Origin of the sequence: Streptomyces sp. NPDC006197, from assembly GCF_040613865.1 — a bacterium.
GTDB lineage: Bacteria > Actinomycetota > Actinomycetes > Streptomycetales > Streptomycetaceae > Streptomyces.
This window is the reverse complement of sequence record NZ_JBEXSZ010000149.1, coordinates 1-20514: the sequence shown is the minus strand read 5'-3', so window position 1 is coordinate 20514 and position 20514 is coordinate 1. Positions and strand designations below refer to the sequence as shown.

15 protein-coding genes are annotated in these 20514 nt (G+C 71.0%); 8 read left to right on the top strand and 7 right to left on the bottom strand.

Features of this window, described 5'->3' with window-relative positions:
• Positions 1 to 237: 237 nt before the first annotated feature.
• The 5 genes from ABZ318_RS32615 to ABZ318_RS32595 form a co-directional block, all read right to left on the bottom strand.
• The gene (locus ABZ318_RS32615) at positions 238 to 816 is read right to left on the bottom strand and encodes a hypothetical protein (RefSeq protein ID WP_356906054.1); all 579 of its coding nucleotides are present in this window, start codon (positions 814 to 816) and stop codon (positions 238 to 240) included.
• Positions 813 to 1673, bottom strand: coding sequence for a carbohydrate ABC transporter permease (locus ABZ318_RS32610; protein ID WP_356906053.1), 861 nt, complete (start codon positions 1671 to 1673; stop codon positions 813 to 815). The genes ABZ318_RS32615 and ABZ318_RS32610 overlap by 4 nt, the downstream gene beginning before the upstream one ends.
• On the bottom strand, positions 1670 to 2710 hold the full coding sequence (locus ABZ318_RS32605) for a sugar ABC transporter permease (RefSeq protein WP_356906052.1): 1041 nt from the start codon (positions 2708 to 2710) through the stop codon (positions 1670 to 1672). Before ABZ318_RS32605 ends, ABZ318_RS32610 begins: the two co-directional genes overlap by 4 nt.
• Positions 2710 to 4014, bottom strand: coding sequence for an extracellular solute-binding protein (locus ABZ318_RS32600; protein ID WP_356906051.1), 1305 nt, complete (start codon positions 4012 to 4014; stop codon positions 2710 to 2712). Before ABZ318_RS32600 ends, ABZ318_RS32605 begins: the two co-directional genes overlap by 1 nt.
• 139 nt (positions 4015 to 4153) lie before the next feature.
• Positions 4154 to 5722 (bottom strand): alpha-N-arabinofuranosidase, encoded by a 1569-nt coding sequence (locus ABZ318_RS32595; RefSeq protein ID WP_356906050.1) that lies wholly within the window; start codon positions 5720 to 5722, stop codon positions 4154 to 4156.
• A gap of 260 nt (positions 5723 to 5982) precedes the next feature.
• On the opposite strand from ABZ318_RS32595, the gene ABZ318_RS32590 reads away from it, so the two are divergent.
• Positions 5983 to 7119: a glutamate--cysteine ligase gene (locus ABZ318_RS32590; RefSeq protein WP_356906049.1), complete on the top strand. Its 1137-nt coding sequence runs from the start codon at positions 5983 to 5985 to the stop codon at positions 7117 to 7119.
• Between the two features lie 151 nt (positions 7120 to 7270).
• On the opposite strand, the gene ABZ318_RS32585 is transcribed toward ABZ318_RS32590, so the two are convergent.
• Complete coding sequence (locus tag ABZ318_RS32585) at positions 7271 to 10183, bottom strand: glycoside hydrolase family 48 protein (RefSeq protein ID WP_356906048.1); 2913 nt, start codon at positions 10181 to 10183, stop codon at positions 7271 to 7273.
• A gap of 274 nt (positions 10184 to 10457) precedes the next feature.
• Between ABZ318_RS32585 and ABZ318_RS32580 the strand changes: the two genes are divergently transcribed.
• The 3 genes from ABZ318_RS32580 to ABZ318_RS32570 all read left to right on the top strand — a co-directional run bounded on the left by ABZ318_RS32580 (position 10458) and on the right by ABZ318_RS32570 (position 14129).
• Positions 10458 to 11990: a cellulase family glycosylhydrolase gene (locus ABZ318_RS32580; protein ID WP_356906047.1), complete on the top strand. Its 1533-nt coding sequence runs from the start codon at positions 10458 to 10460 to the stop codon at positions 11988 to 11990.
• Between the two features lie 37 nt (positions 11991 to 12027).
• Positions 12028 to 13794, top strand: a complete 1767-nt coding sequence (locus tag ABZ318_RS32575; RefSeq protein WP_356906046.1) for a glycoside hydrolase family 6 protein — start codon at positions 12028 to 12030, stop codon at positions 13792 to 13794.
• Positions 13795 to 13898: 104 nt separating this feature from the next.
• Complete coding sequence (locus tag ABZ318_RS32570) at positions 13899 to 14129, top strand: hypothetical protein (RefSeq protein ID WP_356906045.1); 231 nt, start codon at positions 13899 to 13901, stop codon at positions 14127 to 14129.
• 10 nt (positions 14130 to 14139) lie between these two features.
• Here ABZ318_RS32570 and ABZ318_RS32565 read toward each other — a convergent pair whose 3' ends face one another.
• On the bottom strand, positions 14140 to 15159 hold the full coding sequence (locus ABZ318_RS32565) for a LacI family DNA-binding transcriptional regulator (RefSeq protein WP_356906044.1): 1020 nt from the start codon (positions 15157 to 15159) through the stop codon (positions 14140 to 14142).
• A gap of 367 nt (positions 15160 to 15526) precedes the next feature.
• On the opposite strand from ABZ318_RS32565, the gene ABZ318_RS32560 reads away from it, so the two are divergent.
• From ABZ318_RS32560 to ABZ318_RS32545, 4 genes are all read left to right on the top strand, one after another.
• A complete protein-coding gene (locus ABZ318_RS32560) occupies positions 15527 to 16873 on the top strand; it encodes an ABC transporter substrate-binding protein (RefSeq protein ID WP_356906043.1) in 1347 nt (448 codons plus the stop codon).
• A gap of 90 nt (positions 16874 to 16963) precedes the next feature.
• Positions 16964 to 17971 (top strand): sugar ABC transporter permease, encoded by a 1008-nt coding sequence (locus ABZ318_RS32555; RefSeq protein ID WP_356906042.1) that lies wholly within the window; start codon positions 16964 to 16966, stop codon positions 17969 to 17971.
• Between the two features lie 4 nt (positions 17972 to 17975).
• Positions 17976 to 18857, top strand: a complete 882-nt coding sequence (locus tag ABZ318_RS32550; protein ID WP_356906041.1) for a carbohydrate ABC transporter permease — start codon at positions 17976 to 17978, stop codon at positions 18855 to 18857.
• Between the two features lie 94 nt (positions 18858 to 18951).
• Positions 18952 to 20394, top strand: coding sequence for a GH1 family beta-glucosidase (locus tag ABZ318_RS32545; protein ID WP_356906040.1), 1443 nt, complete (start codon positions 18952 to 18954; stop codon positions 20392 to 20394).
• Positions 20395 to 20514 lie beyond the last annotated feature (120 nt).

Below are 20514 nucleotides of genomic sequence, written 5' to 3'. Positions count from 1 at the left end.
CGCTGGGGCGGGACGGGTGGGCACACGGGACGGCGCCTTCAGCGGCGCCTCCGCGTTCCGCGCCTGGACCCGCACCACGAGCGCGGCGCGCAACCCGGTGCGGGTCAGGGCGCGGGAGCCTAGGCCCGGCAAGGGGCGCCGTTCCGTTGTGCCCACCCGTTCCGCCCCAGCGGAACGATTGCCCACAACGGGGGGGGGCATCGGCCCGGCGGAACGGGGCGCGGCGGAGGTGTGGGGTCAGGTGGCCGGTGAGGCCCGGCGGTGTTCCGCCGCCAGGGTCGAGGCGATCAGGATGCCGAGGGCCGGCAGGGCCAGCGGGGCGGAGAGCCAACCCGACGCGGCGATCACCGCCAGGCCGCAGACGACGAGGAGCGAACCCGCCGGGTCCCGCAGCGTCCGGCGGGCGGCGGGACCGAGCAGGGCCCGCCAGCGCAGCCCCGGGCGCCACGCCGTCGCCGCCCGCAGGACGGTGACCGTGAGCCAGAGCGCCGTGAGGACCGCCACGGCGCCCGTCGCCCGTCCGCCCGGCACGGGCAGCGCCCGTACGAGCATCACGTCGGCGGCCGTCAGGGCGGACACCGCCACGCAGCCGAGGCCCGTCGCCCAGCCCCCGCCCCGCAGCGCCGCGCGCAGGTCGGCGGCGAAGTACCGCAGGCCGGCGTCCTCGCCACCCGTCCAGCGCCGCAGGTGCGCCGCGCCGGCCGCGAGCGCCGCCGGGAGCGTGACCAGCGGCAGTGCGGCGACGGCGATCCAGACTCCCACCAGCAGGCTCTCGGCGAAGACCGCGAAGCGGGCCTGGAAGCGTGCGCCCCTCATTTGAGCCCCGATGTGGCCATGCCGTCGATCAGGTACCGCTGGAAGGCGAGGAAGAACGCGACCACCGGGAGCAGTGCCACGAGCGACATCGCGATCATGCCTCCGTAGTTGGCGACGCCGTCCTGGTCGACGAACATCTTCAGGCCCAGGGAGACCGTGTACTTCTCGGGGTCGTTGAGGTAGATCAGCGGGCCCAGGAAGTCGTTCCAGGCGTTGATGAAGGTGAAGATCGCGCTGGTGATGAGCGCCGGCCGGCACAGCGGCAGCACGATCGACCAGTACGTCCGCAGGTGCCCGCAGCCGTCGAGGCGCGCCGCCTCGTCGAGTTCCCTCGGCAGTCCGCGCATGAACTGGAGCATCAGGAAGACGAAGAAGGCGTCGGTGGCCAGGTACTTGCCGAGCAGCAACGGCGTGTAGGTGTTGACGAGTTCGAGCTTCTGGAAGAGGACGTACTGCGGGATGAGCAGCACGTGGTACGGCAGCAGCAGCGTGCCGATCATCAGGGTGAACAGGAGCCCCCGGCCGGCGAAGCCGATCTTGGCGAAGGCGTACGCGGCGAGCGAGCTGGAGATCAGCACGCCGATCACCGAACCGACGGCCAGGAAGAGGGAGTTGCCGAAGAAGGTGGAGATGGGGATGTCGGCGATGCCGTCGGCGAGGCGCCGGTAGTTGTCGGTGATGGGGTCGGTGGGGAGGAGGTTCAGGCTGCCGACGATCTCGTCGTTCGGTTTGAAGGAGCCGCCGATCACCCAGACCACGGGGTAGAGGATGACGGCGAGGACGGCCAGGGCACCGAGGTGCCAGGTGAGCGGACCGAGCGTGCGCGCCCTTCCGCCGGTACGCGTGACGAGGCTCATCGGCCCGCCTCCTCGTAGTGCACCCAGCGCCGCTGGGACCAGAACAGGACCGCCGTGACGAGGCCGACGGCGAGCAGCAGCATCCAGGCCATCGCCGAGGCCAGGCCCATCCGGCTGTTCTCGAAGCCCTGGACGTAGAGGTAGCAGGTGTAGACGAGGGTGCCGTCGGCCGGTCCGCAGGCGTTGCCCTGGCTGCCGATGATGTAGGCGGAGCCGAAGATCTGGAAGGAGTGGATGGTCTCCAGGAGCACGTTGAAGAAGAGCACCGGCGAGATCATCGGCAGGGTGATGTGCCAGAACCTCCGCCAGGGGCTCGCCCCGTCGACCTGCGCCGCCTCGTACAGCTCGCGCGGCACCTGCTTGAGGCCGGCGAGGAAGATGACCATGGGGGCGCCGAACTGCCAGACGGTGAGGGCGACCAGGGCGTAGATGATGCGGTCGGGGTCGCCGATCCAGCCGCCGGCCTCCATGCCGAGGAGCTGCTGCCCGCGGTCGACGGCGGCGCCATCGGAGAAGAGCGCGCGCCAGACGACGGCGATCGAGACGCTGGCCCCGATGAGAGAGGGCGCGTAGAACGCGGCCCGGTAGAAGCCCTGCCCGCGGCGGCTCTGGTTGAGCAGCAGGGCGACGCCGAGCGCGGCGGCGAGCTTCAGCGGGGTGCCGATGACCACGTACCGGCCGGTGACCTCGACCGAGGTGCGCCAGCGGGGGTCGCCGAACATCTCGGTGAAGTTGTCGAGGCCGATCCACTTCGGGGCGTCGAAGAGGTTGTAGTCGGTGAAGGCGAAGTAGAGCGAGGCGACCATGGGCCCCGCGGTGAGCAGGAGGAAGCCCGCGATCCAGGGGGACATGAAGAGGTAGCCGGCGAGGTTCTCGCGGCGGGCCCCACCGGGACGGGAGGAAGCGCGCGAGGGCCCACCGGGACGGGAGGAACCGCGCGGGCGCCCGCCGTCCGGCCGGGAGTCCGCCGCTGCGGCCTCCCCGTCGGGCCGGCCGGGCGGTGCGGGGCGGGGTGCGGGGGTCACGGCGGCGGCCATCAGGAGGAGAGCGCCGTCTTCGCCTCGGTGAAGTACTGCTTCACCGCGTCCGCGACGGTCCGGGTGCCCAGGGACATCTCCTCGGCGAGGCGCAGGAAGGCGGCCTCGCAGACGTCGGCGCCGGCCGGGTGGGGGGTGATCGGCTCCAGGACGCGGGACTCGACGAGCTGCTTCTCGTACGCGGCGATCTGCTTGCCGACCTCGTCGGTCGGCACGTACGCCCGGTACTGGGCCTCGGTGGCCGGGACGCCCCGGTCGTAGCCCATGATCTTTCCGACTTCGGGGTCGTGGACCATGAAGTCGATGAACTGGGCGACCTCCTTCGGGTGCTTGGTGCGCCTGGAGGCGCTGAGCATGAGGGAGCCGAGGTACTGGCCGGTCCTGTGGCCGTCGGTGGTGGGGATGGGCGCGAGGCCGTAGCGGCTCTTGCCCTCGGCGGTGTAGCGGACGGAGAAGTTGTCCCAGGTGAACTCGCCGCCCGCGAGTCCGGCGGTGACCGCGGACTTGGGCTTGGCCTGGATGGTCTTCTTCGGGTCGGCGTAGACGCCGGACTTCACGCGCTGGAACGCCTTGGTCCACCAGTCCGTGAGGTCCGCCTCGGTGAAGCCGAGTCCGGAGGTGGTGAAGAAGGCCTTGCCGTGCTGGCGCAGGTAGAGGTCGTACAGGTACATGATCCCGTACGGGCCCGCGTCGCCGGCCCGGCCCTGGCTGTCGTGGATCCTGGCGAGGGCCTCGTGGTACTCGTCCCAGGTCCAGCCGGGCTTCGGGGTGACGCCGGCCTTGGTGAAGACGGTCTGGTCGACGACGAGGGCCATCGAGTTGCTGCCGACGGGTATGCCGAGCAGCTTGCCGTCGACCTCGCCGAACTTCTCCAGGCCGGCCCGGAACCCTTCGAGGCGGAGGTTTCCCTTCTCGGCCTGCTCGCGCAGGTCGAGGAGGACGTTCTTCGCGTCGTACTTGCGCAGGAAGCCGATGGCGTTCTGGAAGACGTCCGGTGCGTTGCCGCCCGAGGCCTGGGTGTTGAACTTCTTCCAGAAGTCGGCGTAGGGCTGGAAGTCGGTCTTGATCCTGATCTTCGGGTACTTCTTCTCGAAGAGGGCGATCGACTGGTTGATCCGCTTGGCCCGGTCGTCGGAGCCCCACCATGCGTACCGGAGGGTGACGGTGCCGTCCCCGGATCCGGAGCCGGTGCCGCACCCCGCCGCGGTCAGGCCGAGGGCCGCGATCGACCCGCCCGCGAGCTTGAGCAGACCTCGACGGTCAACAGTGCCTTGAGTACGCACAGTTCGTCCTCCGCGCGTCATTAGAACGTTTCAGGAAAGCGCTTGCTGGGACAAAGTAGGGTCGCTCGTCAGCCACGTCAACGCTTCGGACAGGATCTTTCGAAGCGCTTCGAGCGGCGATCCGGGGCAGCCACTCTGAAAGGATTCAATGAAGGGCCTGTCAGGCCAGCCTGATGACGTTCCAGGACATCGGCTCCAGGACCGCCCGCAGCACCCCGTCCGCGAGGCTCGCGCCCTCCACCGCGTGCGGCACGACCCGCTCCGGCTCGTCGGACGTGTTGCGGGCGTCCGGGTCCGCGTCGGCGAGCGCGCTGTGCTCCACGACCCCGCCCAGGTCGAGACCGCGCAGCGCCACTTCCAGCGGAAGCGGCGCGTTCCGGCCGCGGTTGACCGCGAAGACCGTCACCCCGCCGTCCTCGCCGCGCACGGCCGTGGCGTGCAGCAGCGGGACGTCCCCGAACCGGTCCGTCGGGTACGTCGGCGAGACCACGCGCACGTCGAGGACCGTCCCCCGGCCGTACCGGGAGGCCTGGGCGAAGGGGAAGAAGGTGGTCTGGCGCCAGGCGGGGCCGCCGGGCTCGGTCATGATCGGGGCGATCACGTTGACCAGCTGGGCGAGGCAGGCCACCGCGACCCGGTCGGCGTGGCGCAGCAGGGCGATCAGGAGCGTGCCGACGACGACGGCGTCGGTGACGGTGTAGACGTCCTCCAGGAGGCGCGGGGCCTCCTGCCAGTCCTCCACCGGGTGCGGGTTGGGCCTGCGCTGGTACCAGACGTTCCACTCGTCGAAGGAGAGGGTGAGCTTCTTCGGGGACTTCAGCCGGGCGCCGACGTGGTCGCAGGTGGCGACGACCTCCTCGATGAAGGCCTCCATGTCGACGGCGGAGGCGAGGAAGGAGTCGCGGTCGCCGTCGGTCTCCTCGTAGTAGGCGTGCAGCGAGACGTGGTCGACGACCTCGTACGTCTCCGCCAGGACGGTGGCCTCCCAGGCGGCGAAGGTCGCCAGGCCGCGCGCCGAGCTGCCGCAGGCGACGAGTTCGAGCCCGGGGTCGATCTGCCGCAGCGCCCGCGCGGTCTGGGCGGCGAGCCGGCCGTACTCCTCGGCGGTCTTCTGGCCGGTCTGCCAGGGGCCGTCCATCTCGTTGCCGAGGCACCACAGGCGGATGCCGAAGGGGTCCTTGTCGCCGTGGGCGACGCGGCGGTCGGAGAGCTCGGTGCCGCCGGGGTGGTTGGCGTACTCGACGAGGCCCATGGCCTCGGCGATGCCTCGGGTGCCGAGGTTGAGCGCCATCATCGGCTCGGCACCCGGGCCGAGCTTGCGGAGGAAGGCCATGAACTCGCTCAGGCCGAAGCGGTTGGTCTCGGTGGAGCGCCAGGCGACGTCGAGCCGGCGCGGCCGCCGCTCGACCGGGCCGACGCCGTCCTCCCAGCGGTGGCCGGAGACGAAGTTGCCGCCGGGGTAGCGGATGGCGGTGACGCCCAGCTCGCGGACGAGCTCCAGGACGTCGGTGCGCAGCCCGTCCTCGTCGGCGGCGGGATGGCCGGGCTCGTGGATGCCGGTGTAGACGCAGCGCCCGAGGTGCTCGACGAAGGAGCCGAAGAGCCGGGGGTCGACGGGGCCGACGGTGAAGTCGGGGTCGAGGGTGAAGCGGGCGGCGGGCTCGGGAAGCTCGGCAAACTCAGGAAGCTCGGGAAGCTCGGCAAACTCAGGAAGCTCGGGAAGTGACACGCGGGTCCCTCTCGCTCGAAGCGTTCGAAATATCGACCATCGGCCGTATGTCCGAACGAGAACGTAGGAGCGGAGCCCGCGTGCGTCAATGGGACCGTTTCCGCGTGAACGTCGCAGGTCGCGGGGTCGGCACGGGCGAGCGGGCGCGGGCTTCGCGGGGTCCCGGCGGCGTGGGCGGCTCGGGCGACCGGGCCGGCCGTGGCGCACGGAAGCCGCCGAAACGATGGAGCTGACGGCCCGTCAACCAGTATGCTCGGAACGTGACCAGTCGTTCGGACCAGGCCGCCGCCCACTCCGCCCTGCCCAGGATCGGGGTGGAGGAGGAGTTCCTCCTCGTCGACCGGACGAGCCGGACCTCGTTCGGTTCCGCGGCCGCGGTGGTCAAGCGCGCCGGTGACCGACTGTCCGACCGGGTCGGGCCGGAGATCTTCACCGACATGGTGGAGACCCGCACCCGACCGGTCGACGATCTGCTCGGTCTGCGCGCGGAGCTGGCCGAGCTGCGCGCGGGGGTGGCCGGGGCCGCCGAGGAGGCGGGCTGCCTGGCGCTGGCGTCCGGCACCGCCCCGCTGGCCCCGCGCGGCGGCCAGGAGCTCACCGACGAGGTGCGGTACCGGCGGATCGCCGACCGCTACGGCCCGCTGGTGACCGCCGTGAGCGGGATCGGGGTGTGCGGGTGCCACGTGCACCTGGAGGTGGCGGACCGCGAGGAGGCGGTGCGGCTCAGCAACCAGTTACGCCCCTGGCTGCCCACGCTGCAGTCGCTGGCCGCCAACTCTCCGTTCCACTGCGGCCGGGACAGCGGCTATGCGAGCTGGCGTTTCATGCGCTGGGCCCAGCTGCCGGGTGTCGGCCCGGCCCCGCTGCTGGCCGACGCCGCGGAGTACGACCTGCTGGTGGACCGGCTGGTCGGCTCCGGCATGCTGGTCGACCGGCGGACGGTCTACTGGCACTGCCGGCCCAATGAGCACTGGCCGACCCTGGAGGTCCGGGTCGCCGACGTGTGCGCGGGGCTCGACACCGTCCTGCTGCTGGCCGGGTTGCTCCGTGGGCTCGCGGCCGCGCTGCTGACCGAGGTCCGCCAGGGGGTCCCCGCGCCGGAGATCAGCGACGCGCTGCTGCGCGCCGCCCACTGGCGGTCGGCGCGCGACGGCTTGGCGGGGCACGGTCTGGACCCGCTGAGCGGGACGCCGCGCCCGGCGGTGGAGCTGGTCGAGGACCTCCTCGCGAAGGCCGCCCCGCCCCTGGCGGCAGCCGGCGAGCTCGACCTGGTGCGGGAGTTGTGGGCCCGTCAACGGGTCGCCGGGTGCGGCGCCGCCCGGCAGCGCGCGGTGTTCGCACGGCGGGGTGCGCTTGCCGACGTGGTCGACGAGGTGGCGCTCCGCGCGGACGCGTAGCGCTCCGTCCGCTGAATGACGACGCCTGGTGGCGGGTGCCGCCGGGGCGCCCCGGCGGCACCCGGGAAACAGCCGGAGGCCGGGCGGACCTCCTGGGAGGAGGGCCGCCCGGCCTCGTCGTACGCGGAGCCCGCTCTCGCGGGGCGGGCTGTTATTCGAGCAGCTCCGCGTACGAGCCCATGGCCAGGGCGATGTCCGCCTGGGCCCAGAACCGGTGGTAGGTGAAGACGGGGGCGGCGCCGCCCGCCAGATAGGCCTCGACCTTCGGCCAGGCCGGGTCGTTCTTGTAGAAGGAGCGGATCGAGGCGAAGGTCGAGGAGGAGTTCACCGCGTCGCCGTTCGGCATGGTGCCGGTCCAGCCGCTCGGCACGTACACGGGGTCGTCGAAGCGGTTGTAGTCGGCGCGGGTCTCCGGGACGGCGATGCCCAGGGCGTCCTGGTGGTGGTTCCACATGCCGTCGAGGAGGGCCTTGGCGACGCGCTTGGCCTCGGCGTGGCCGGACTTGGCCGCGTAGTAGGTGAGCGTCTTGGCGTAGGCGGCGGCGACGCCGACGTCGTCGGTGTAGTCGGCGACGGTGACGTGCAGTCCGGCGTTAGCGCCGGGGCTCGTCGCGTTCCAGGTGTCGGGCGCGCCGGACCACTGGAGGGTGGAGGGGACGCGGTAGGTGCCGTCCGGGTTGATCGTGGTCTTCGACAGGGCCCAGGAGACCCACTTGTCGAGGACGGTCTTCGCCTTGGCGTCACCCGTCTGCTGGTAGTACTCGGCGACCCGCTCCATGGACCAGGCCTGGAAGCCGAACCACTGGTTGGACGCGGGGTCGTGGTAGACGGGCCTCTCGTCGTAGTACATGCCGTGGAAGGTGGGGGTGCCGGCCGGCGGGGTGGCGTAGCGGCCCTGCCAGCTGTTGGTGGCGCCGCCCGCGATGGCGCCCTCGTCCGACTGGAGCCAGCGATAGAACTCCAGCTGTCGGCCGAGGCTGGTGGCCCAGTCCGCAGCGCCCGTCGCCGACTTGGGCTTGAGCGGGGCGTAGGAGCTGAGGGCGTAGGCGGCGAGGGGGTTCTGGTAGCCGCTGTGGTTGTGGCTGGATCCGATGCGCCAGGACCAGCCGGCCGAGGTGTCGGTGGCACCGCCCCAGGCGTAGTACCAGGACAGCAGGTAGTGCGCGCTGTCCTTGCCGGTGCCGGCCGGGCAGGCGGTCGGTCCGACGCAGTTCCCGACCTTCTTGAAGTACTTGTCGAACATGGCGTACCGCAGGTAGTCGCCCATCTTGGCGGCCTTGCCGACGGTTCCGGCGACCTGCGCGCCCTTGCCCTGCTGCTTGGCCCAGAGGTCGGCCCAGTAGGCGGCCTGGACGGCGCGGGCGTCGGCGTCGGGGGCGTCGGTGAACTTCCACTGCTTGGCGTAGGAGGAGTCTCCGGTGAAGAGGTCCAGATAGCCGTTCTTCCCGCCGTAGGAGAAGTTGTCGCAGGTGGGGTGGGTGACGGTCTCCCAGACGGACTCCTGCGGTCCGCGCTGGAAGGTGTTGATGTACGAGGGGCCGGTCGCCGTCGGGCCGGCGGAGCACTTCCCGGGCTCGTTGCCGTAGCCGTAGACGTTGTCGACGTCCTGGATCCAGTGCATGCCGTAGATGTCGTCGGTGCCGTAGGCGCTCTTGAGCTCGGCGGCGATCGGGTCGGAGCCGGAGGCGACCCCGGAGTCGAGCTTCGCCGGGTACTGGGAGGGGAGGTCCCACTCGGGGGCGTACGTCGCCGGCTTGGAGGCGTTGTAGGAGGAGTTGGTGGGCTGGTCGGCGTGGGTGGGGATCATGAATTTCTCCATGGTCTCCCAGGCGCCGTTGAACTTGGTCCAGTCGCCGGTGATCTTGCCGTACATGGCCTGGAGCCAGATGAGGTAGCTGTACGCCTCCGAGGTCGTCTCGTGCCCGTGGTCGGGGGCCTCGACGATCAGGGTCTCCACGGAGTGGTACGGGATGCCCTCGGGCGAGAAGTAGCCGTTGGCCGGGTTCGTGATCTTCCCGTGGAGGGCGAGGAAGCGGGCGTCGTACGTGGAGTCCGCGGCCAGCTGGGCGACGGTGACCTCGGCCTTGGCGTGGCCGGGGGCGGTCGCGGTGAAGACGGCGGAGCCGGTGCCGGTGGCCGCGGCGGCGACGGTCACCTTCTGGGCGGTGTTCCAGTTCGCCGGGGTGAAGGTGAGGGACGCCGGGGTCGCGGTGAGGTTGGTGTTGCCCGAGGTACGGGCGACGCTCACCGTGACGTTGGCGGTCGGGGCGGTGGAGAGCTTCAGGTCGAAGGTGCCCGTGGAGCCCTGGCGTACGCCGAGCTGGGTCGGTGAGGCGACGAGCGCGGGTCCGGCCGCGACGGTGATGCCGACGGGCGCCGACTCGGCGGAGGCGCCGAGGCTGTCGTAGGCCTTGGCGTAGAGGGAGTGGGCACCGGTGGCGAGGCCGGTGGCGCTGTAGGTGAAGGGCGCGGTGGTGTCGGTGCCGAGGAGGGTGGTGTCGCTGTAGAACTCCACCTTGTTCACGGTGGCGCTGTCGGCCGCGGCGGCGGTGGCGGCGAGCGGCACCGCGTCGCCCTCGGTGTAGACGGCCCCGGCGGCCGGGCTGGTCAGGACCGCGACCGGGGACTGGTGGGCACCCGTGCACGAGGTGCCGTTGACGGCGAAGCCGGTCGGGGCGGTGTTGGTGCCGCTGTAGGTGAACTGGGCGCCGGTGGTGGTGGCGGCGCCCGCGGCGAGGGTGCCGTTCCAGGACGCGTTGGTCACCGTGACGTTCCTGCCGGACTGCGACCAGACGCCGCTCCAGCCGTTGGTGAGCTTCTGGTCGCCGGCGTAGGAGTACGTCAGCGTCCAGCCGTTGAGGGGTTCGGCGGCCCGGTTGGTGAGGGTGAGTTCGGCGGTGAAGCCCGAACCCCAGTCGTTGGTCTTGTAGTCGACGCTGCACTGGACGGCGGCGGCCTGGGCCGTCGTGGCGCTGACGGCCGTGAGGCCGAGGGGGAGGGAGAGGGCCGCGGCCAGCGCGGTCAGCCGCCGGCGTGGTCGCGTTCTCGGGCGGAGTCGTGCCATGGGGTGGTTCTCCTCGCGGCTCGGGAGGTCGGGGATGCGAAGAGCGGGGAGGTGCGGTGGTCAAGCTCTGAACCAGTGGGAGCGCTCCCACTGTGCAGTTGGGGCCCTACGCCGTCAAGATGTGTGAGGAAGTCGAAGCCGAAAGCCGGGGAATTTGCCCAACTCCTCTTTTGCTTGGCGGCGGTTGACGCTACGGTCTGCCCCGACCCAGTGGGAGCGATTCCATCCAGTCGGCACACCGTCAGGGGTGTGCCCTCGCTGCGAGGACTCGCTCATGCGACATCCCCCACGTCTGTCCGCGCTGCTCGCAGGAGCGGCGCTCACGATGGCGAGCACCGCTCTCGCCGTCATGGGTACGGCCTCAGGAGCCGCGGCCGCACCCGCCTGCACGGTGGAGTACTCGGTCGTCGGCCAGTGGGCCGGCGGCTACCAGGGCGCCGTGACCGTGACCAACAACAGTGCCGCGCTGAACGGTTGGAGCCTCGGCTTCGACTTCCCGGCCGGCCAGGTAGTCGGTCAGGGCTGGGGCGGCAAGTGGTCCCAGTCCGGGACCTCCGTCACGGTGGTCAACGAGAGCTGGAACGGCGCGCTCGGCACGGGCGCGAAGATCTCGGCCGGCTTCATCGCCTCCTGGACGGGCGCCAACACGGCGCCCACCTCGTTCACGCTCAACGGCACCCCGTGCAACACGGACGCGCCGACGCCCACACCCACCCCGACTCCCACGACCCCCACCCCGACCACCCCGACGACTCCGCCCACCACTCCCCCGACCACCCCGGCCCCGGTCACCGGAGCGCCCGAACTCGGCGTCTCCGGAAACAGGTTCGTCGACCAGAACGGCGCCACCCGCCGTCTCCTCGGCGTCAACCGCTCCGGCGGCGAGTTCATGTGCGTCCAGGGCTACGGCTTCTTCGACGGTCCCGTCGACGACGCCTCCGTCAAGGCGATCGCCGACTGGAAGGCCAACACGGTCCGCATCCCCCTCAACGAGGAGTGCTGGCTCGGCCTCGACAACGTCAAGCCCGAGTACCGGGGCGCGAACTACGTCGCCGCCGTCAAGGACCTGGTGGCCAAGGTGCTCGCCCACGGCATGACCCCCGTGGTCGAACTCCACTGGACGCACGGCCAGTACACCGGGAACTCGGCGGGCTGCTCCGACACGCACGCCACCTGCCAGAAGCCGATGCCGGACGCCCAGTACACCCCGGCGTTCTGGACCTCGGTCGCGAACACCTTCAAGAACGACAAGCGGGTCGTCTTCGACCTCTTCAACGAGCCCTATCCGGACCGGGCGACCTCCACCGCGGCACAGGCCTGGTCCTGCTGGCGCGACGGGGGCACCTGCCCCGGCATCGGCTACGAGGTCGCCGGCATGCAGGACCTGGTGGACGCCGTCCGCGCCACGGGGGCGAAGAACCTCGTCCTCGTCCCGGGCCTCGCGTACTCCAACGACCTGAGCCAGTGGCTCACGTACCGCCCCACGGACCCGGCGGGCAATCTGGCCGCCGCCTGGCACGTCTACAACTTCAACACCTGCGCCGACGAGACGTGCTGGAACACCGCCCTCGCCCCCGTGGCCGCCCAAGTCCCCCTCCTCGCGGGCGAGATCGGCGAGAACACCTGCGGACACGCGTTCATCGACCGCGTCATGAAGTGGTTCGACGACCGCGGCCTCTCGTACCTGGGCTGGACCTGGAACACCTGGAACTGCAACTCCGGTCCCGCGCTGATCACTTCGTACGACGGCACCCCCACCGCTTTCGGCATCGGGCTGCGCGACCACCTGCGCGCCCTCAACCCGTGAGTCCCCACCCCATCCCCTGAAAGGAACCCCCACCCGCATGAGCCGCACCAGAAGCACCAGCCGCACCGCCCTCCTGGCGGCCCTCGGCCTGGTCACCGCCACCGGCGCCACCGCCACCGTCTTCGGCACCGCCACCGCCGGCGCCGCCACCGCCGGCTGCAGGGTCGACTACCAGATCACCAACCAGTGGAACACCGGCTTCGGAGCCAACGTCGTCGTCACCAACACCGGCGACCCGACGTCCTCGTGGACCCTGGAGTGGTCCTACGCCGGCAACCAGCAGGTCACCCAGGGCTGGAACGCCACCCTCACCCAGTCCGGCACGGCCGTCACCGCCAAGAACGTCTCCTACAACGGAACCCTGGCGACGGGCGGCTCCACCTCCTTCGGCTTCAACGGCTCGTACAGCGGCACCAACGCCGTGCCGGCGACCTTCAAGCTGAACGGCGTCGTCTGCAACGGCGCCACCGAGCCGACGACGCCTCCCACGACCCCGCCCACCACTCCCCCGACCACCCCGCCCACGACGCCGCCCACCACCCCGCCGGCCGGCACCAAGGCCGACAACCCGTACGCCGGCGCCAAGGTGTACGTGAACCCCGAGTGGTCCGCGAAGGCGGCGGCCGAGCCCGGCGGCACCAAGGTCTCCAACCAGCCCACCGGCGTCTGGCTGGACCGGATCGCCGCGATCAACGGGTCGGGCACCTCCATGGGCCTGCGCGCCCACCTCGACGAGGCCCTGAAGCAGAAGGGCTCCGGCGAGATGGTCGTCCAGCTGGTCATCTACAACCTGCCGGGCCGCGACTGCGCCGCGCTCGCCTCCAACGGCGAGCTCGGCCCGACGGAGATCGGCCGCTACAAGACCGAGTACATCGACCCGATCGCCGCGATCCTCGCCGACTCCAAGTACGCGGGCCTGCGGATCGTCACCACCGTCGAGATCGACTCGCTGCCCAACCTGGTCACCAACGTCTCCGGGCGCCCCACGGCCACCGCCAACTGCGACGTCATGAAGGCGAACGGCAACTACATCACCGGCGTCGGCTACGCGCTCAAGAAGCTCGGCGCGATCGCCAACGTCTACAACTACGTCGACGCCGGCCACCACGGCTGGCTGGGCTGGGACGACAACTTCGGCGCCTCCGCCGAGCTGTTCAAGCAGGCCGCCACGGCGGAGGGCTCGACCCTCTCCAACGTGCACGGCTTCATCGTGAACACCGCCAACTACAGCGCCCTGAAGGAGGACCACTTCAAGATCGAGGACTCCGTCAACGGCGTCTCCGTGCGCCAGTCCAAGTGGGTGGACTGGAACCGCTACACCGACGAGCTGTCGTACGCCCAGGCCATGCGGGCCAAGCTGGTCTCGCTCGGCTTCGACAGCAACCTCGGCATGCTGATCGACACTTCCCGCAACGGCTGGGGCGGCACCCAGCGGCCCACCGGTCCGGGCGCCCTGACCAGCGTCGACACGTACGTCAACGGGGGCAAGTACGACCGTCGCATCCACCTCGGCAACTGGTGCAACCAGTCCGGCGCGGGCCTCGGCGAACGGCCCCAGGCGGCCCCGGCCGCGGGCATCGACGCGTACGTCTGGATGAAGCCCCCGGGCGAGTCCGACGGCGCCTCCAAGGAGGTCCCGAACGACGAGGGCAAGGGCTTCGACCGCATGTGCGACCCGACGTACACGGGCAACGTCCGCAACGGGAACAGCATGTCCGGCGCGCTGCCGGACGCCCCGCTCGCGGGCAAGTGGTTCTCGGCCCAGTTCCAGGAGCTCCTGAAGAACGCCCACCCGGCGTTGTGACCCCCGGCTGAGAAGCGGAGAACGGCCGGACGAGCCCACCAGGGCCCGTCCGGCCGTTCCCTTTCCACGCCTTTCCCGGCGGCCCGGATGATCAACGCTCCCCTATGCTGTGCATCGCTCTGCACGCGGAGGCCGGCCGGGTCATGGCGCTGAAGACCTCCTCCCGGTCCGGCGACGTCCTGTACACCTTCGACGCCGCCACCGGTGACGAGGAGGAACGCGTCTTCCGCGACCTGGAGGCCCCGGCCCGGGAAGTGCTTCCGTACGGGGACCTCCTCATCGCCGTCCACCCGGGCGGCGGCACCCAGTCCCTCTCCGCGTACGAGCCGTGGTGACGCAGGCTCCTCAGCAGGAGCCCCGCACCACCAGCTCCGTGGGAAGGACCCTGCGCGGGTCGTCCGGGGTGCCGGCCACGGCCTGGAGCAGCATCCGCGCCATGGTGCGGCCCATCTCCTCGATGGGCTGGCGCACGCTCGTCAGCGGCGGGTCCATGAGCCGCGCGACCGGCGAGTCGTCGACCCCGACGAGGGCCACGTCCTCGGGGACCCGGCGGCCCGCCTCGCGCAGGACGCTCCGCGCGCCGGCCGCCATCACGTCGGAGGCGGCGAAGACGGCGTCCAGGTCGGGCCGGCGGTCCAGGAGCTCCCGCATGGCGCTCCGGCCGCCCTCCTCGGTGAAGTCGCCGGCCGCGACGAGGCCTTCGTCGGGCGGGAGTCCGGCCTCCGTGAGGCCGGCGCGGTAGCCGCCGAGCCGGGCGCGCGCCACGTACATGTCGAGGGGGCCGGTGACGGTCGCGATACGGTTCCGGCCGCGCCCCACCAGGTGGGCGACGGCCGCCCGCCCGGCGCCGATGTTGTCGGAGTCCACGTAGGGCACGGGCTCGGCCTCCGTGCGGCGGCCGTTCATGACGACCGGGAGGCCCAGTTCCCTGATGCGGTCGGGCAGCGGGTCGTCGCCGTGGACGGAGGCGAGCAGCACCCCGTCGACGCGCTGGGCGGCGAGGTACTGCTCGAAGCGCTGCCGCTCCTGCTCGCTGCGGACCAGGGTGAGCAGGAGCTGCTTGTCGGCCTCGGCGAGTTCGGCGCTGACGCCGCGGATGAGGTCGAGGAAGTAGGGCTCGGCGAAGAGCCGGGCCTCGGCCTCGGGGATGACGAGCGCGATCGCGTCGGTGCGGCTGCCCGCCAGGGCGCGGGCCGCCTGGTTGGGTACGTAGCCGAGTTCGGCGACGGCTCGGGCGACGGCCGTTCTGGTCTGCTCGCTCACCCGGGGGGAGCCGTTGATGACCCGGGAGACCGTGCCCCGGCCGACCCCGGCCCGGGCCGCGACCTGCTCCAGGGTGGGTCTGCCGCTCTGCCGTGCGCTCACGACTGCCGAACTCCCCTCGTAGGACAACGCGCCGCTCACCTGCCCGGATGACCGCCCAGGCGAATGGGAGCGCTCCCACACTAGTCCACCGCCACCCTGCCGCGCCACGCGCCCGCGTTCAGGAGATGACGGCCCAACACCCCACCGGGGGCCGCGAAACCCCCGGAAAACCTTCCGGTAACGAATCCGCGTTCATGTCTTGACACCCACACCCGCCAGGCAGCAACCTTCCGGCAACGACGTGGGAGCGCTCCCATCGGGACGCGACACAGCCTTGCATCAGGTCCTGGCAGGCGCCGCCGAGCCGCGATCAGCCGACCGGGCCTCTTGGCGCACAAAGAGCACCACCTTGGACGAGGAGAGTGGAATGCGCACTTCCAGCAGCAGACGCGGACGCCGTGCGGCGATCGCGGCGGTCGCCGTCGTCGTGACCGGCACGACCCTGCTCACCGGTTGCGGCAGCGACGGGGACGACGGCGCCGGCAAGGACGGCCAGGGCGCCGGGAAGATCACGCTGCGGATCGGGACCTTCGGTTCCTTCGGCTACGACAACAAGACCGGCGCCAAGCTCTACGCCGAGTACGAGCGACTCCACCCGAACATCAAGATCGAGGAGTCGAACGTCTCCGACGGCCAGAAGTACTGGGACACGCTGAAGCTGCGCCTCGCCCAGAACAGCGGCGTCGCCGACATCCAGGCCGTCGAGGTGGGCTACATCGCCGAGGCGACCGGCACCGCCATGGCGAACAAGTGGGTCGACCTGGGCAAGGAGGGCGGCGCGAACCTCGGCGACTTCCTCGACTGGAAGGTCAAGCAGGCGACGACGGCCGACGGCAAGGTCATCGCCCTCGGCACCGACATCGGCCCCATGGCCATCTGCTACAACAAGGACCTCTTCGCCAAGGCCAAGCTGCCCACCGCCCGCGAGGAGGTCGGCAGGCTGTGGGCCGGTGACTGGTCCAAGTTCATCGCGACCGGCGAGAAGTACAAGGCGGCCGCGCCCGCCGGCACCGCCTTCCACGACTCCGCGAGCGGCCTGTTCAACGCCGTCGTCTCCAGCGACCCGGTGCAGTACGCCAACGCGAGCGGCGAGCTCGACTGGGAGAACAGCCCCGGCGTGAAGAAGGCCTGGGACACCGCCGTGAAGGCGGCCCAGGGCGGACTCACCGCCAAGCTGCGCCAGTTCGACGAGAAGGGCACGTGGAACGCGGCCTTCAAGAACTCGAAGTTCGCCACGGTCGCCTGCCCGAGCTGGATGACCGGCATCATCAAGGACCAGGCCGGTCCCGCCAACCAGGGCAAGTGGGACATCGCCGCGCCGCCGGTCGCCGGCAACTGGGGCGGCTCCTTCCTCGCCGTGCCCAAGGCCGGGAAGCACACCAAGGAGGCCGCCGAGCTGGCCGCCTGGCTGACCGCGCCCGAGCAGCACGCCAAGGTGTTCGCGGTCAACGGCAACATCCCCTCGTCCAAGGACACGCTCTTCTCCTCGGCGGTCCAGGAGGCGAAGCTGCCGTACTTCGGCGACACGCCGGTCGGCAAGATCTTCTCCAGCGCGGCGAACGGCATCACCCCCGCCGTCATCAGCCGCTACGACGGCCAGGTGAAGACCTTCCTCACCGACAACGGCATCCTCGACATCGAGCAGCGCGGCACCGACCCGGCCAAGGCCTGGGAGAACGTCAAGAAGCTGGTCGACGACAAGATCGACCAGTAGCGGGGGGCGCCTGCCGGTCCGCCGCCGCCTGCGGGCGGCGGACCGGCACCGTCCGCACCACCGCACGCATCGACCTGGAAGGACGCCCCCGTGGCCACCTCCGTTCGGGCGAAGCGGGCCGGCTCCCCGCCGCCCGCCGCACCGCCCTCCTCCCCCGGCCGGCCCCGCGGCCGCCGCGCGGCCCCGGCCGGCCTGCGCACCACGCTCTACCGCTGGGACATCAAGGCGATCCCGTACGTCTTCATCGCCCCCTTCTTCCTCACCTTCGCGGCCTTCGGGCTCTTCCCGCTGCTCTACACCGGCTGGCTCTCGCTGAACCGGGTCGAGCTCGGCGGCGACCCGACGTGGAAGGGCCTGGAGAACTACACCGACCTCGCGACCAGCGAGTTCTTCTGGAACGCGCTCCTCAACACCTTCACCATCGGGGTCATCTCGACCGTTCCGCAGCTGCTCATGGCCCTGGGCCTGGCCCACCTGCTCAACTACAAGCTCCGCGGCCGCGGCTTCTTCCGGGTCGCGATCCTCGCCCCGTACGCCACCTCGATCGCGGCGGCGACCCTGGTCTTCGCCCAGCTGTTCAACACCGACTACGGAATGATCAACGGCCTCCTCGGCTGGATCGGCCTCGACCCGGTGGACTGGGAGTCCTCCAAGTGGCCGGCGCAGATCGCGATCTCGGTGATCGTCACCTGGCGCTGGACCGGCTACAACGCGCTGATCTACCTGGCCGCGATGCAGGCCGTGCCGCAGGACCTCTACGAGGCGGCCTCGCTCGACGGGGCCTCGCGCTGGCGGCAGTTCATCAGCGTCACCATCCCGTCGATCCGGCCGACGATCCTCTTCACGATCATCGTCTCCACCATCGGCGCGACCCAGCTGTTCGGCGAGCCGATGCTCTACGGCGGCAGCGTCGGCATCAGCGGCGGCAGCGGCAACCAGTTCCAGACGCTGAGCCTGCTGATGTACGAGAAGGGCTGGGTGACCGGCGCCCTCGGACAGGCCTCCGCGATCGCCTGGGTCATGCTCCTGCTCCTCCTCCTGATCGGCGTCGTCCAGGCGCTGGTCTCCCGCCGCAACCGCACGAAGCTGGGGGGATGACCTCATGGCCCGCACACTCGACACGGCCGCTCCCGCACGTCGCTTCCGCCAGTCGGCCGGCCGTCAGCACCACGCGGGACCGGTGACGTACGTCCTGCTCGTCGTCGCCGCGTTCGTCTCGCTCTTCCCGCTGTACTGGAACGTGGTCGCCGCCTCCCACACCGGCGAGCGGGTCGTGGAGGCCCCGGCGCCACTGCTGCCCGGCAAGCGGCTCCTGGACAACCTCAGCTTCGCCTGGAACCAGGTCGACATGGGCGAGGCGCTGGTCAACACCACGATCGTGGCGAGCCTGGTGGCGCTGTCCACCGTGTTGTTCTCCACGCTCGCCGGCTTCGCCTTCGCCAAACTCCCCTTCCGGGGCCGGGGCATGCTGCTCTCGCTCGTGGTCGCCACGATGACGATCCCGCCGCAGCTCAGCGTCATCCCGCTGTACCAGATCATCACGGACCTCGGCTGGTTCGACCAGCTCCAGTCGGTCGTGCTGCCCTCGCTGGTCGCCGCCTTCGGCGTGTTCTTCATGCGCCAGTTCCTGCTGGAAGCACTGCCGATGGAGTTGGTGGAGGCGGCCCGGATGGACGGGGCGCACAGCTTCCGGATCATCTGGCACGTGGTCTTCCCCGTGGCCAGGCCGGCCATGGCCGTGCTCGGCATGCTGGTCTTCGTCCAGGCCTGGAACGACTTCTTCTGGCCGTTCATCGCGCTCACCCCGGACGGCAGCCCCACCCTGCAGGTGGCGCTCGCCGGCCTCGGCGCGGGCAACCACAGCGTGAACCAGGCCGTGGTGCTGACCGGCGCCCTGATCTCCACCGTGCCGCTGCTGCTGGTCTTCGCCTTCCTCGGCAAGCACATCGTCGGCGGCATCACGGCCGGCGCCGTCAAGAGCTGACCGGCCCGCGCCCACCCCTTCTCCGTACCGGAGTACCGACGTACCGAAATACCGACGTACCCCGTACCCGTACCCGTGTTGGGAGCCCTCTCCTATGACCGCGCCCGAAACCCGGCCGCTCACCGCCGTCCGCTCGTTCCCCGCCGACTTCCTGTGGGGCGCGGCCACCGCCGCGTACCAGATCGAGGGAGCGGCGGCGGAGGACGGCCGTACCCCCTCCATCTGGGACACCTTCTCGCACACCCCCGGCAAGGTCTTCGAGGGCCACACCGGGGACGTGGCCGTCGACCACTACCACCGGTTCCGCGAGGACGTCGGGATCATGGCCGAACTCGGCCTGAACGCCTACCGGTTCTCTGTCTCCTGGTCCCGTGTTCAGCCCACCGGCCGGGGTCCGGCCGTCCAGCAGGGGCTCGACTTCTACCGGCGGCTCGTCGACGAACTCCTCGCCGCCGGGATCGAGCCGGCGCTGACGCTCTACCACTGGGATCTGCCGCAGGAGTTGGAGGACGCGGGCGGCTGGCCGGAGCGGGCGACCGCCGAGCGGTTCGCCGAGTACGCGGAGATCGTCGCCGAGGCCGTCGGCGACCGGGTGAAGCGGTGGACCACGCTCAACGAGCCGTGGTGCAGCGCCTTCCTGGGGTACGGCTCCGGGGTGCACGCGCCGGGCCGGACCGATCCGGTGGCCGCGCTGCGCGCCGCCCACCACCTCAACCTCGGGCACGGTCTCGCGGTCCGGGCGCTGCGGGCCGCGCTGCCGGCGGACCGGCAGATCGCGGTCTCGCTCAACCTGCACGAGATCCGTCCGCTGACCGGTTCGGCGGAGGACCTGGACGCGGCCCGCCGCATCGACGCCGTCGGCAACCGGATCTGGCTGGGCCCGATGCTGGAGGGCGCCTACCCGGAGGACCTGTTCGCCGACACGGCGCACCTCACCGACTGGTCCTTCGTCCGGGACGGCGACACCGCGACGGCGCACCAGCCGCTGGACCTGCTCGCGATCAACTACTACACGCCGACGGTGGTCTCGACCGTCCCGGAGGGCTCTTCGAAGCCGCAGGACGACGGTCACGGCAACAGCGAGCACTCGCCGTGGCCGGGGGCGGACGCGGTCGCCTTCCACCGGGCGCCGGGCGAGCCGACGGCGATGGGCTGGGCGGTCGACCCGAGCGCGCTGTACGACCTGCTGACCCGGGTCTCCGCGGCGTACCCCGACCTTCCGCTGGTGATCAGCGAGAACGGGGCGGCGTACGAGGACGTGGTCGGTCCGGACGGTTCGGTGCACGATCCGGAGCGCGCCGCCTATGTGCACGCGCACCTGGAGGCGGTGCACCGGGCGATGGCGGACGGGGTGGACGTGCGCGGCTACTTCCTCTGGTCGCTGCTGGACAACTTCGAGTGGGCGTACGGCTACGCGAAGCGGTTCGGCGCGGTCCGGGTGGACTACGACACCCTGGAGCGCACCCCGAAGTCCAGCGCCCGCTGGTACGCCCGGGTGGCGCGCTCGGGTGAGCTGCACGCGCCCGGCGGGCACTGACGCGGGACGGGGAGAGGGTCGTGCCGGCGCCTCCGGGGGGCTGGGCCGTCTTCCCGGACGACGGGGCGGACGAGGCGGTGTTGTCGCCCTTCGACCCGCCGTCGTCCGAGCAGCTCGTGA